8 protein-coding genes are annotated in these 14,123 nt (G+C 68.7%); 4 read left to right on the top strand and 4 right to left on the bottom strand.

Features of this window, described 5'->3' with window-relative positions; genetic code table 11:
- Positions 1-43: 43 nt before the first annotated feature.
- A complete protein-coding gene (locus ACZ4RZ_RS10765) occupies positions 44-2,089 on the bottom strand; it encodes a carbohydrate-binding module family 20 domain-containing protein (RefSeq protein WP_467743620.1) in 2,046 nt (681 codons plus the stop codon).
- Between the two features lie 193 nt (positions 2,090-2,282).
- On the opposite strand from ACZ4RZ_RS10765, the gene ACZ4RZ_RS10760 reads away from it, so the two are divergent.
- From ACZ4RZ_RS10760 to ACZ4RZ_RS10745, 4 genes are all read left to right on the top strand, one after another.
- On the top strand, positions 2,283-3,665 hold the full coding sequence (locus ACZ4RZ_RS10760; RefSeq protein WP_467743619.1) for an alpha-amylase: 1,383 nt from the start codon (positions 2,283-2,285) through the stop codon (positions 3,663-3,665).
- 144 nt (positions 3,666-3,809) lie between these two features.
- Entirely contained in the window at positions 3,810-9,236 is a 5,427-nt protein-coding gene (gene pulA / locus ACZ4RZ_RS10755) for a pullulanase-type alpha-1,6-glucosidase (protein WP_467743685.1), read from the top strand.
- A 77-nt stretch (positions 9,237-9,313) separates the two neighbouring features.
- On the top strand, positions 9,314-10,927 hold the full coding sequence (locus ACZ4RZ_RS10750) for a SpoIIE family protein phosphatase (protein WP_467743618.1): 1,614 nt from the start codon (positions 9,314-9,316) through the stop codon (positions 10,925-10,927).
- Between the two features lie 28 nt (positions 10,928-10,955).
- Complete coding sequence (locus tag ACZ4RZ_RS10745; RefSeq protein WP_467743617.1) at positions 10,956-11,309, top strand: 5-carboxymethyl-2-hydroxymuconate Delta-isomerase; 354 nt, start codon at positions 10,956-10,958, stop codon at positions 11,307-11,309.
- A gap of 22 nt (positions 11,310-11,331) precedes the next feature.
- Here ACZ4RZ_RS10745 and ACZ4RZ_RS10740 read toward each other — a convergent pair whose 3' ends face one another.
- Genes ACZ4RZ_RS10740 through ACZ4RZ_RS10730 form a run of 3 tightly spaced genes read right to left on the bottom strand, consistent with a single transcriptional unit; the run spans position 11,332 to position 14,044 of the window.
- Positions 11,332-12,033 carry a TetR/AcrR family transcriptional regulator gene (locus tag ACZ4RZ_RS10740; protein WP_467743616.1) on the bottom strand — a complete coding sequence of 234 codons (702 nt, stop codon included), beginning with the start codon at positions 12,031-12,033 and terminating at the stop codon, positions 11,332-11,334.
- 56 nt (positions 12,034-12,089) lie between these two features.
- Complete coding sequence (locus ACZ4RZ_RS10735) at positions 12,090-13,139, bottom strand: PDR/VanB family oxidoreductase (RefSeq protein WP_467743615.1); 1,050 nt, start codon at positions 13,137-13,139, stop codon at positions 12,090-12,092.
- Positions 13,139-14,044 (bottom strand): metal-dependent hydrolase, encoded by a 906-nt coding sequence (locus ACZ4RZ_RS10730; RefSeq protein WP_467743614.1) that lies wholly within the window; start codon positions 14,042-14,044, stop codon positions 13,139-13,141. The genes ACZ4RZ_RS10735 and ACZ4RZ_RS10730 overlap by 1 nt, the downstream gene beginning before the upstream one ends.
- Positions 14,045-14,123: the final 79 nt, after the last annotated feature.

The raw sequence follows: 14,123 nt of genomic DNA, 5'->3' as shown, positions 1-14,123 counted from the left end.
GCGGTGCTCCGGTCCCCAGGGGATCGGAGCACCGCCCTGTGCGCTACCTCCAGGTGTCACTCACGCTGTAGCCGACACCCGAACCGGTGCTGTAGGAGCGGTTGTCACCCGACTCCCAGGTCACCGTGCCGGAGGCGTCCTTCTTGATGTACTTGTACGCGAACGACGTCGACCTGGGCACGATCACGAGCCTGCCCCAGTACGGGTACGACGCCGAGGAGAGCGGGATCGCGTCGGCGGTGTTCCACGAGCCGAGCGAGGGGATCGAGCCGACGACGTACACGTTGGTGCCGTAGTCGGTCGTCGCCGTCACGCCGAAGGTCACGTCCGTCGCGTTGGCGTCGGCCACGTTCCAGGAATTATCGATCTCCACGGCCGAAGTGCCGGTCGTGAGCGTCCTGTTGGCGTTCGACTCCCAGGTGACGTTCCCCGAGGAGTCCTTCTTGATGTACTTGTACTCGATCGTGCTGTTCTGCGGCACGGAGACGTCCGTCTTCCAGACCGGATAGCCGGACGAGGAGAGCTTCACCGCGCTCGACGTGTTCCAGCCGCCCAGCGCGGAGACGGAGCCCACCACGTACACATCGGTGCCGGTGGTGGTCGACGCGTACTCGTTGAAGGTGGCCGTGACCGTGCCGGTGCCACCACCACCGCTGTCACCGCCGCAGTTGACCGTGCACACGTAGTCCGGGTCGTAGAAGGCGACCGCTCCCTTGGCGGGCACGGTGAGCGACGCCTTGCCGCTCGCGACCGTGACGGTCGTGGCGCCGCCGTCGATCACGTTCGGGTAGGTGCCGTCGGCGAGACCCGTCGTGTACGTGTAGGTGTTCGCGGCGGAGCTGTTGTTGATGGCGACGAATCCCGCGCCGCCCCGGCCGAAGCCGATCACATTGGACCTGGGGGACTGCCAGTTGGCGACCGCGTAACCGGTCGCCGCGTTGTGCCAGCCGATCATGCCGGAGATCGCGGTGTTGCGGTCGAGGCAGTACCAGCCGCTCGCGCAGTTGGTGTCGGTGACGAAGCCGGCCGAGTTCGGTGGGGCCTCGTCGCTCTGGCCGAAGGTCCAGCCGGAGTAGACGGAGGGGCGGCCGTAGCCGCGGGCCAGCTGGAAGATGTTGGCGAGGACCGCCGTGTCGCCGTCCTTATAGGAGAGCGAGTAGCCGTTGCGCTCGGTGTCGTGGTTGGTGACGAAGGTGTTGGAGTTCGCCTCGGTCGCCAGGCCCCAGCTGCCGCCGAAGGACGACAGGTTGGCGATGTCGCCCTGGAACTGCGACTTCATCTGCGCGGCGAAGGTGAAGTCCAGGACGTCACCGGTGCCGTAGTACTCGTCGAGCGAGGGCGGGGCGCCGGGGTAGATCTCCTGTGTGATGTACGGCGCCGAGCCCGAGGTCGTCGTGTGCAGACCGGCGACGACGGCGCTCATGTCGGCGGCCTCGATGTGCTTGGCCGCGTCGATCCGGAAGCCGTCGACGCCGAGGTCGATCTGCTGGTTGAGGAAGCCGATGATCTTTGTGCGGACGTTGCTCTCGGCGGTGTCCAGGTCGGGCAGGCCGAGGAGTTCGCAGTGCTGGACCTGGTAGCGGTTGGACCAGTCCGAGATCGTCGTGGTGCAGTCGTCGCTGTCGGCCGGGTCGTAGTCCGGGGTGTCGTATTTGTTGGTGATGGTCGTGCCGTTGTATCCGGTGCCGGTCTGCGCGGCGGTGTGGTTGATCACGGCGTCCGTGTAGACCTTGATGCCCGCCGCGTGACACGTGTCGACCATGGTCTTGAAGTCGCTCGCGGTGCCGAAGCGGCTGTTCAGGTCGTAGGAGTACGGCTGGTAGACGTCCCACCAGTAGTAGTTCGTCTGCTTCAGCGACTCGGCGGGCGGGGCCACCTGGACCGCTCCGTACCCGGCCGGGTCGAGGACGTCTCTGCACTCGGAGGCGACCGACTTCCAGTTCCACTCCCACAGGTTGGCGATCACATCGCCGTTGGGGACACCGGTGTCGGCCGCGGCGGCCTGCTGAGCGGGCAGTGCGGCCAGGCCGCCGACTGCCAGCGCTGCGGTCACCAGCAGTCTGGTGACTCTTCGTCGTCGTAAGGCCATCGTGCTGCGGCTCCTCTCAGGGTCGGTCAACTCGCCCGGAAGGCACAGGGGTTGACACGTGTGGAGCGTGGGACTGTTGAAGGGGCGACGTCAATAAGGAAGTTGAAAGTTCTTACGACATCTTGCTGAAACTTGTTTGCAAGAGATACCTTCCGATCCCCCCACCCGCACGACGAAGTGCAGGAGCACCCACATGGCAAGGAAAACGCTTGCCGCCTCGTTCGCCCTCGCGGCGGGCCTGGCGGTCTCGGTGACCGTTCCCCCCGGTACGGCGGCGGCCTCCCCACCCGGCACCAAGGACGTCACCGCCGTCCTCTTCGAGTGGAAGTTCGACTCGGTCGCCAAGGAATGCACCAACACGCTGGGCCCGGCCGGTTACGGCTACGTCCAGGTGTCCCCGCCCGCCGAGCACATACAGGGCTCGCAGTGGTGGACCTCCTACCAGCCCGTGAGCTACAAGATCGCCGGCCGGCTCGGCGACGCCACCGCGTTCCAGAACATGGTGAGCACCTGCCACGCGGCGGGCGTGAAGGTCGTTGTGGACACGGTGATCAACCACATGTCGGCCGGTTCCGGCACCGGCACGGGCGGCTCGTCGTACACGAAGTACAACTACCCCGGCCTGTACTCCTCGTACGACATGGACGACTGCACCGCCACCATCAGCGACTACACCAACCGCACCAACGTCCAGAACTGCGAACTCGTCGGGCTCGCCGACCTGGACACCGGCGAGGAGTACGTCCGGTCCACCATCGCCGGGTACATGAACACGCTGCTCGGCTACGGCGTCGACGGCTTCCGCATCGACGCGGCCAAGCACATACCGGCGGCCGACCTCGCCAACATCAAGTCCCGGCTGGCCAATCCGTCCGTGTACTGGAAGCAGGAGGTCATCTACGGCTCGGGCGAGGCCGTCCAGCCGACCGAGTACACGGGCAACGGCGACGTCCAGGAGTTCCGGTACGCGTACGACCTCAAGCGGGTCTTCAACAACGAGAACCTCGCCTACCTGACGAACTACGGCGAGGGCTGGCGGTACATGAGCAGCTCGGTCGCGGGCGTCTTCGTCGACAACCACGACACCGAGCGCAACGGCTCGACGCTCAACTACAAGGACGGCGCGAACTACACCCTCGCGAACGTCTTCATGCTCGCGTACCCGTACGGGGCGCCCGACATCAACTCCGGCTACGAGTGGTCCGACGCGGACGCCGGCCCGCCCAACGGCGGTACGGTCAACGCCTGCTGGCAGGACGGCTGGAAGTGCCAGCACGCCTGGCCGGAGATCAAGTCGATGGTCGCCTTCCGCAACGCCACCCGCGGCCAGTCCGTCACCAACTGGTGGGACAACGGCGCCGACGCCATCGCGTTCGGCCGTGGCAGCAAGGGCTTTGTGGCCATCAACCACGAGTCCTCCGCGCTGACCCGGACGTACACCACCTCCCTCGCCGCCGGGACGTACTGCAACGTCCAGAACAACACGAGCGTCACGGTGAACGGCTCCGGCCAGTTCACGGCGACGCTGGGCTCCAACACGGCACTGGCGATCTACGCGGGCAAGTCCAGCTGCTGAAAGTCCTTGCCGCACATTGCAAGACTCTTGCTGTAAACCTTGCGTGAGCGATACGGTCACGCGGGCGTTCGGCACCGAAGCCGAAACGCAGCGCGGGGTCGGACCCGAATACGCCGTAATCGCTAGGAGTTCACACCTGTGGACCTGATACCGAGAGGGCCGGCGCGCCGCCGTCTGAGGCTGCGCGCAGCCGTCCTCGCAGCCGCTCTGGCCGTATCGCTTGCGCAGCCCCTCGCCGCGCGGGCCGACACACCGCCCGCACCCCCGTCCGACGCGAAGCTCGCCGCCGAGCCGTCGCGGCACGACGACACCCGCGAGCAGTTCTACTTCGTGATGCCGGACCGCTTCGCCAACGGCGACACGTCCAACGACGAGGGCGGCCTGACCGGGTCACGCCTGTCGACCGGCTACGACCCCACCGACAAGGGCTTCTACCAGGGCGGCGACCTCAAGGGCCTGACCAGGAAGCTCGACTACATCAAGGGCCTCGGCACCACCGCCATCTGGATGGCGCCGATCTTCAAGAACCAGCCCGTACAGGGCACCGGCAAGGATGCCTCGGCCGGCTACCACGGCTACTGGATCACCGACTTCACCCAGGTCGACCCGCACTTCGGCACCAACAAGGACTTGGAGACGCTGATCTCCAAGGCCCACGCCAAGGGCATGAAGGTCTTCTTCGACGTCATCACCAACCACACGGCCGATGTCGTCGACTACGAGGAGAAGTCCTACGACTACCTCTCCAAGGGCGCCTTCCCGTATCTGACCAAGGACGGCGTGCCCTTCGACGACGCCGACTACGCCGACGGCACCGCCACGTTCCCGGCCGTGGACGCCGACTCCTTCCCGCGTACGCCGACCGTGCCCGCCGCGAAGAAGAACGCCAAGGTCCCGTCGTGGCTCAACGACCCGACGATGTACCACAACCGGGGCGACTCCACCTTCGCCGGCGAGAGCTCCACGAACGGCGACTTCTCCGGCCTCGACGACCTGTGGACCGAGCGTCCCGAGGTCGTGAGCGGGATGGAGAAGATCTACGAGCGATGGGTCCGGGACTTCGGCATCGACGGCTTCCGGATCGACACCGTGAAGCATGTGAACATGGAGTTCTGGACGCAGTGGGCCACCGCCCTCGACGCGTACGCCGCCCGGCACGGGCGCAAGGACTTCTTCATGTTCGGCGAGGTCTACTCCGCCGACACGTCGATCACTTCGCCGTACGTCACCCAGGGCCGCCTCGACGCCACGCTCGACTTCCCCTTCCAGGACGCGGCGCGCTCGTACGCCTCCCAGGGCGGCAGCGCCAAGAAGCTCGCCTCGGTCTTCGGTGACGACTACAAGTACACGACGGACAAGGCCAACGCGTACGAGCAGGTCACCTTCCTCGGCAACCACGACATGGGCCGTATCGGGTACTTCCTGAACCAGGACAACCCGAAGGCGACCGACACGCAGCTGCTGAAGAAGGACGAGCTCGCCAACGAGCTGATGTTCCTCAGCCGCGGCAACCCCGTCGTCTACTACGGCGACGAGCAGGGCTTCACCGGCTCCGGCGGCGACAAGGACGCCCGCCAGACGATGTTCGCCTCCAAGGTCGCCGACTACCTCGACGACGACGAGATCGGCACCGACCGGACACACGCGAGCGACGCGTACGACACGAGTGCGCCGCTCTACAAGGAGATCGCCGCTCTCTCCAAGCTCCGCAAGGACAATCCGGCCCTCGCGGACGGTGTCCAGACGGAGCGGTACGCCGCCGACGGCGCGGGTGTGTACGCCTTCTCCCGTACGGGCACCGACAAGACCGAGTACGTCGTCGCGCTCAACAACGCCGACGAGGCGAGGACGGCGACGTTCGCGACCGGCTCCGCCGGCATGACGTTCCGGGGGATCTACGGGACCGACGCGTCCGTCAAGAGCGACGCGGACAGGAAGGTCACAGTCACCGTGCCCGCCGGTTCGGCGATCGTCCTCAAGGCCGCGGGCAGGCTCGGCGCCCCCGCCACGAAGCCGTCGCTGACCCTGAAGGCCCCGGCCGAGGGTGCCACCGGCACCGTCGAACTGAGCGCCGACGATGGGGGCACCTCCCGCTCGAGCGAAGCCGGGAGTGGGGGAGGCGGTCAGCTCAACCGTGTCGTCTTCGCCGCCCAGGTCGGCAACGGAAAGTGGCGGACCCTCGGCTCCGCCGACCACGCCCCGTACAAGGTCACCCAGGCCATCGGCAAGGACGTACCGCCCGGAACCGCCCTGCGCTACAAGGCGGTGGTGATCGACTCGGCCGGGCGCACGGCGAGCGCGACGGCGGCCAGTACGAGTGGCGCCCCGCCCGCCGAGGAGGTCCCGACGGCCTCCTCGCGCGACTACGCGATCGTCCACTACAAGCGCACCGACGGCGACTACACCGACTGGCGGCTCTACGCCTGGGGCGACCTCGCCGACGGCGAGTCGACGACCTGGCCCGCCGGCCACGACTTCATCGGCCGCGACGCCTACGGGGCATTCGCCTACGTGAAGTTGAAGCCCGGCGCGTCCAGTGTCGGCTTCCTCGTCATCGACAAGGACGGCAACAAGGACGTCGCCGCCGACCGCACGATCGACGTCACCAAGACCGGTGAGGTCTGGGTCGAGCAGGGCAAGGAGGCCGTACAGACCGAGCGGCCCGACTACCCGGCGCAAGACAAGACCAAGGCCGTCATCCACTACCACCGCGCCGACGGCGACTACACCGGCTGGGGACTGCACGTCTGGACCGGCGCCGCCACGCCCACGGACTGGTCGAAGCCCCTGGAGCCGGTGAAGACTGACGCCTATGGCGCTGTCTTCGAGGTGCCGCTCGCCGAGGGTGCCACCAGCCTCAGCTACATCATCCACAAGGGCGACGAGAAGGACCTCTCCGCCGACCAGTCGCTCGACCTCTCGGCGGGCGGCCACGAGGTGTGGCTGTTGAACGGCCAGGAGAAGTACCTGCTCCCGCAGCCCGCGGGCAGCGCGGCCGCGCTCGACCTGACCAGCTCCAAGGCGGTCTGGATCGACCGGAACACGGTCGCCTGGAACGGCTCCGAGGCGGCGGTCTCCACCCAGCTGCTGTACTCCCACGACGGCTCGATCGTGGTGAAGGGCGGGGCGCTGACCAGCGACGACGAGCGCTGGCTCCGGTTGTCCAAGACCAATCTCAGCGACGCCCAGAAGGCCAAGTTCCCGCACCTCAAGGACTACACCGCCTGGTCCGTCGACCCGCGCGACCGCGACCGGGTGCGCGAGGCGCTGAGCGGTCAGATCGTCGCCTCGCAGCGGGCTGCCAACGGCGCGATTCTGGCGGCGACGGGCGTCCAGATCGCCGGCGTACTGGATGACGTGTACGACGCGACGAAGGCGGAGCTGGGACCTGTGTTCCACCACGGCCGTCCCACGCTGTCCGTCTGGGCACCCACCGCGCAGTCGGTGAGCCTCGAACTCGACGGCTCCACGGTCGCGATGAAGCGGAACGCCACCACCGGCGTCTGGTCCGTCACCGGCGAGAAGTCCTGGACGAACAAGCCCTACCGGTACGTCGTCAAGGTCTGGGCGCCGACCGTCCAGAAGCTCGTCATCAACAAGGTCACCGACCCGTACTCGGTGGCCCTGACCGCCGACTCGAAGCGCAGCCTGGTCGTCGACCTCGACGCCAAGTCCCTTGCCCCGCACGGCTGGTCGAACCTGAAGAAGCCCAAGGCCGTGGCGCTGAAGGACGCCCAGATCCAGGAGCTGCACATCCGGGACTTCTCGGTGGCGGACAAGACCGTTCCCGCGCGGGACAAGGGCACGTACCTCGCCTTCACCGACAAGGACAGCGACGGCTCCCGGCACCTGAGGCAGCTGGCCAAGTCCGGTACGTCGTACGTGCACCTGCTGCCCGCGTTCGACATCGCGACGATCCCGGAGAAGAAGGCCGACCAGGCGACCACCGACTGCGACCTCGCCTCGTACGCGGCCGACTCCGAGAAGCAGCAGGAGTGCGTCTCCAAGGTCGCCGCGAAGGACGCGTACAACTGGGGCTACGACCCGTACCACTACACGGTGCCGGAAGGCTCGTACGCGACCGACCCCGACGGCACCGAGCGCACGGTCGAGTTCCGCAAGATGGTCACATCGCTGAACGAGGACGGTCTGCGGGTCGTCATGGACGTGGTCTACAACCACACCGCGGCGAGCGGGCAGGCCGACACGAGTGTGCTCGACAAGGTGGTGCCCGGCTACTACCAGCGCCTTCTCGCCGACGGCAGTGTGGCCACCTCGACCTGCTGTGCCAACACCGCGACCGAGAACGCCATGATGGGCAAGCTCGTCGTGGACTCGATCGTCACCTGGGCCAAGGAGTACAAGGTCGACGGCTTCCGATTCGACCTCATGGGCCACCACCCCAAGGCCAACATCCTGGCGGTCAGGAAAGCCCTCGACGCGCTGACCCCGGAAAAGGACGGCGTCGACGGCAAGAAGATCATCCTGTACGGCGAGGGCTGGAACTTCGGCGAGGTCGCCGACGACGCCCGCTTCGTGCAGGCCACCCAGAAGAACATGGCGGGGACCGGAATCGCGACCTTCTCCGACCGGGCGCGTGACGCCGTACGCGGCGGCGGCCCGTTCGACAGCGACCCGGGGATCCAGGGCTTCGCGTCCGGCCTCTACACCGCCCCCAACTCCTCCACCGCCAACGGAACGCCGGCTGAGCAGAAGGCGAGGCTCCTGCACTACCAGGACCTCATCAAGGTCGGCCTGACCGGCAACCTCGCGAAGTTCCACTTCACCGACTCCGACGGCAAGGAGGTCAAGGGCTCCGAGGTCGACTACAACGGCCAGCCCGCCGGATACGCGGACGCGCCCGGTGACGCGCTCGCGTACGCCGACGCGCACGACAACGAGTCGCTGTACGACGCGCTCACCTACAAGCTGCCCGCCACGACGAGCGCGGGCGACCGGGCCCGCATGCAGGTCCTCGCCATGGCGACGGCCACGCTCTCGCAGGGCCCGTCGCTCTCGCAGGCCGGCTCCGACCTGCTGCGCTCCAAGTCGCTCGACCGCAACTCGTACGACAGCGGCGACTGGTTCAACGCCATCCACTGGAACTGCCAGGACGGCAACGGCTTCGGGCGAGGGCTGCCGATGGCGGCCGACAATGCCTCCAAGTGGCCCTACGCCACACCGCTGTTGACGTCCGTGAAGGTGGGCTGCGGCCAGATCGAGGGCGCCTCGGCCGCGTACCGGGATCTGCTGAAGATCCGTTCGACCGAGAGCGTCTTCGGGCTCGGCACGGCCGACCAGGTGCAGTCGAAGCTGTCCTTCCCGCTGTCCGGGAAGGACGAGACGCCCGGGGTGATCACGATGGAGCTCGGCGACCTGGTCGTCGTCTTCAACGCGACGCCCGAGAAGCAGGAGCAGACGATCGGTGCCCTGGCCGGTACGGCGTACGCGCTGCATCCGGTGCAGGCGTCGGGCGCGGACTCTATCGTCAAGTCCTCGTCCTACGCGGCTGAATCGGGCACGTTCGCCGTTCCGGGTCGTACGGTGGCGGTTTTCACCCGGGCCTCGTGACAGCGCACTAATTTGGTGGGGGCAGGCCAGAACACCCCGGCCTGTCCCCACCACCCGTGCCCCGAGGGGCTGTTCGTATGGAAGGCAACGACACCGACACCGAGTCCACCGTCATGGTGGTCGACGACACGGCGGCCAACCGCTACGCGCTGGGCGCCGTGCTGAGCCGCGCCGGGCACAGTGTCGTCCCCGTGGCCAGCGCCGGTGAGGCGCTCGTCGAACTCGACGTACGGCTGCGCGCGGGCGCCCTGCCCGATGTGGCGCTGGTGGACGTCGGGCTCCCGGACATGAACGGCTTCGAGCTGTGCCGCAGACTCAAGGCGCAGCCGCCCATGGCCGCCCTGCCCGTGGTGCACTTCTCCGCCGTGTCCGCGGGTCCCGCCTACCGCTGCCGGGGGCTGGACGCGGGCGGCGAGGGGTACTTGGCGGTGCCCGCGGAACCCGAGGAGATCCAGGCGGTCGTACGGGCCGCGGTGCGCGGAGCCAGGATGCGCACGGGCGCCGAGACGCTGGTACGACGGCTGACACTGCTGTCGGAGACGATCGCCGCCGTGCAGACGGCGCGCTGTCTGCGGGAACTCGCCGACGCCGCGGCCGAGGGCACCGCCCGGCTGACCGGCTCGCCCGCCGCCGTGTTCGTCCTGGCCGAGGACGGCGAGCTGTACCGCGGAATGTCCCGGAGCAGGGCGCGTGCGGCGCTGCCGGACCGCGGCGCGCACGAGGCCGTGGCCCGGCTGATCCGGCACGCCACGGCCGGGCGCACCGGACTGCGCCGCACCGTCGTACCCGCCCCGCTGTGGCCCGCGGGCTTCTTCCGGCCCGGCGCGTCCGAGGACGCACGGCTCGTGATGGCCCGGACCCAGGACGGCAGGACGCCGGTGTGCCTGGCCACACCCGCGCGCGCCGACCGCGACGCGGCACCGGAGGCCGACACCCTGGTGGCCCGGCTCGCCCGCGCCACCGCACTGGCCGCCGAGCCGCTGCTCATGTACCAGGCGGAACGCCATGTCGCGTTGACCCTGCAACACAGCTTCCTGCCGCAGGAGTTGCCCGCGATGCCGGGCGTCGAGGTCGTGGTCCGCTATGTGCCCGCCTCCCGGCAGACCGAGATCGGCGGCGACTTCTACGCGGCGCTGCGCACCTCGGCCGGGGTGCTCACCGCGGTCGGCGACGTCGTCGGTCACTCGCTGGAGGCGGCCACCGTGATGGTCGAGATCCGGCACGCGCTGCGCGCCTACTGCGTCGAGGACTGCGACCCCGGGGTGCTGGCCCGGCGGCTCGACCGGATGCTGCAGCACTACCACCCCGACGTCACGGCCACCGTCTGTCTGGTCCTGGTCAACCCGGTGAGCGGGCGGGCCCGCATCGCCAACGCGGGCCACCTCCCGCCGCTGATCGTCGGTGACGACGGCACCGCCGACTACGTCGAGGCAGGCGGCCCGCTGCTCGGCCTCGGTCTGGACCGCCCGTCGCCCACCGTGGTCGCTCTGACGTCCACGGACCGACTCCTCATGGTCACCGACGGCCTCATCGAGACCCGCGGCACGGACCTGGAGGTCTCCCTGGAGCAGCTCCGCACCGCCGGGGCCGCCGCCCCGCCCGGCACGGCCGCCCTCTGCGACACCCTGCTGGACTGCTTCGGCCGGGACAGGGAGGACGACATCGCGCTCCTTGCGCTGCGGCTAGGGTGATCGGGAGACCCCGAGAACAGGAGTTCCCATGCCGCAGATCACCGTCGAGTTCTCCTCGGCGCTCGACCATGTCGACTGGCGCGGCTTCGCGCTCGAACTGCACCCCGTGGTCGTGGAGACCGCGGCCGCGCGGCTCGAGGCGTGCAAGACGCGGACCCTGCGGACCGAGGACGACGTGGTGGGCGCGGAGGCGGACGGGCAGGCGATCGTCAACGTCACGATCGCCCTGCTCGCCGGCCGCACCGACGAGACCAAGGCGCGGCTCACCGAGTCCGCGTTGGAGCTGCTGCGCAAGTACATTGCGCCCACCGACGGGCTCGCGCTGCACGTGTCCGCCGAGGTCCGCGATCTCGACCCGTCGTACCGGAAGTTCGAGGCGTAGTCCGCCGGCACGCCGACGAGGGTTACGCCGCCGGTGGCGACGCCAGTGCGATCAGCCGGACGGCGAGGTCGCTGAACGGCCCGTCGCCCGGCTCGTCCTTGAGCCCCTGGCGCAGCACCTCGCTCATCTCCTCGTCGTACGCGGCGCTCACCGCCGCCAGCGCCGCGAAGTCGTGCACGAGCTGCACCTCCAGCTCGCCGCGCGGAATCCGCCGCCCGTCCAGCCAGATCAGCGCCGTCGACTCGACGAGCGAGATCCAGGAGCGGATCACCAGCTCCAGACGGGCGGGCGGGTCCTCGACCTTGAGATGCGAAAGCATCTGGACATAAGCGGCCTGCCGTACGGCGTCGATCAGCGCGTTGGTGCGGGAGGAACCGACTGCCGGGCCGCCCCGCATCAACGCGGCGAATCCGGGCCCGTGGTCGTCCACGAAGTCGAAGAACCGGCGCATCACCCGCAGCAGCCGCTCCCCCAACGGGCCTTCCTGGGGTTCCACGAACCGGCCCGCGAGATCGTCCGCCGCGCGCTGCAACGCCGCCTCGTACAGGCTGAGTTTGCCGGGAAAGTAGTGGTAGACCAACGGCCGCGAGATGCCCGCGGCCGAGGCTATTTCGTCGATGGAGACCTCGTCGGGCGAGCGTCGGCTGAACAGTTCGAGGGCGACGCCGATCAACTGCTGCCGCCGCTCGTCGACACCCATCCTGCGGCGTACCCCGGTTGTCATACGAACACCTTACCGATCGGATCCGGCCCGGAACGGGCCGGTCCGGCCACGGTTGTTCACATGTCCAACACAATTCGCTCACCGCGTGTCCGCGATACACAGATCAGCATCGAGTCGGCACGCTCCGCATCCGTCAGCAGTTCGTCCCGGTGCTCGATCTCCCCTTCCAGGACCCGCTGCCGGCAGGTTCCGCAGAATCCCTGCTCGCAGGAGTAGACGGTGCCCGGCAGCTCCGCGCGTACGGCGGCGAGCACGGTGGAGTCGGCGGGAACGGTCACCGTGCGCCCGCTGCGGCGGAGTTCGACCTCGAACGCGCCGTTGCCCTCGCTCGACGTATGCGCGGCGAATCGCTCCAGGTGGAGCGTCGCCCCGTCCGGCACGCGGGCCTCGACCGCCTCCATCAGCCCCTCCGGACCGCAGCAGTAGACCGCCGTGCCCTCGGGAAGGTCCGCCAGCAGTGCGTCGAGGTCCGGCCGCCCGTCCTCGTCCTCGGCGACGACGGTGACCTGGCCGCCCCGCAGCTTCTCGATCTCCTCCAGGAACGGCATCGACGCGCGCGTCCGTCCGCCGTACAACAGCCGCCAGTCCGCGCGGTCCTGGACCGCCCGCAGCATCGGCAGGACCGGGGTGATCCCGATGCCACCCGCGACGAAGACATAGGCGGGTGCCGATGCGAGGGCGAACCGATTGCGCGGCCCGCGCACTTCGACCTCCATGCCCTCGCTGAGCTGCTCGTGGACCTCGCGCGAGCCGCCCCGGCCGTCCTCGACCAGCCGGGTCGCGACGGTGTACGACGACGTGTCCTCCGGGTCCCCGCACAGCGAGTACTGCCGTACGAGCCCCGACGGCAGCACCAGATCGAGATGCGCGCCCGGCTCCCAGTGCGGCAGGTCCCGCCCCTCCAGGCACAGTTGTACGACTCCGGCGGCGACCCGCTCATGCCGGGTGACCAGCAGTCGCAGGGCCCGGGAGCGCGGCCGGCCGGAGATGGGGTTCTCCAGGGCGGGCAGCGGCCACAGCGGCGAGGCCTCGATCCGGCGGCGCATGGCGCGCCTGACGAGCAGGGCCGCACCGGCGACGGCCACGACGGTCCGCAGTTGGGGCATCAGGCCACCCTCCGGTCCGCCGCCGTCGCCGCGGGCGAGGCGGCGAGATAGGCGACGGCCTGCTCGGTCGACCCCTCCTGGGACGGGTGATAGGCGCGGCTGAGATAGCGCGGGATCGACTTGAGCATGTCCCCGGTCGCCGGCAGCACGCCCTGCTTCCCGCTGACGTAGAAGTCCTTGAAGCTCGCCCTGCCCGCCGCCAGCGTCGGGTCGTTCTCCATGAAGAAACGCGCCCCGCGCTGCCACAGGAAGACCAGCGCCGTGAACGCGGTCGCCCAGGTCCGCGCGCGCCGCCGGTAGCTTCCGTCGACATGCATGAACAGCTCGAACGCCACGGACCGGTGCTCGACCTCCTCCGCGCCGTGCCAGCGCAGCAGGTCCAGCATGGTCGGGTCGGCGCCGCGCCGGTCCAACTCCTCCGCGTTCAGTACCCAGTTGCCGAGGAAGGCGGTGTAGTGCTCGATGGCCGCGATGATGGCGACCCGCTCCATCAGCCACCACTTGCGGGCCTTGCCCGGCGGCAGCGTGCGGTCGCCGAGCAGCTTCTCGAAAAGCCAGTCGACCTGGGCGGTGTACGGCGTCGGGTCCAGGCCGAGTTCCTTGAGGTGGGGGAGTACCTCGTCGTGCGCCTGCGAGTGCATGGCCTCCTGGCCGATGAACCCGATGACGTCCTCGCGCAGCCGCTCGTCCCGGATGTAGGGCAGCACCTGCTTGTACACATGCACGAACCAGCGCTCACCGGCGGGCAGCAGCAGGTGCAGCACGTTGATGGTGTGCGTGGCGAAGGGATCCCCAGGCACCCAGTGCAGCGGTGTGTCCTCCCAGGAGAACGACACCTTCCGCGCCTTGAGCGGTGTCCGCTCGGAATCGACGGGCCGGGGCAGCCGGGCCTGCTTGTTAGACATGGCGTCAATGTACTGACGGGTAAGTCCGTGGGGAACCCTCATGCACGGATGGACTCATGGATCTCGTACAGAGGCGGAC

It is taken from the genome of Streptomyces sp. NPDC027189, assembly GCF_055566975.1.
Note: the sequence above shows the minus strand (reverse complement) of the source record. Positions and strands in the feature narration are given on the sequence as shown.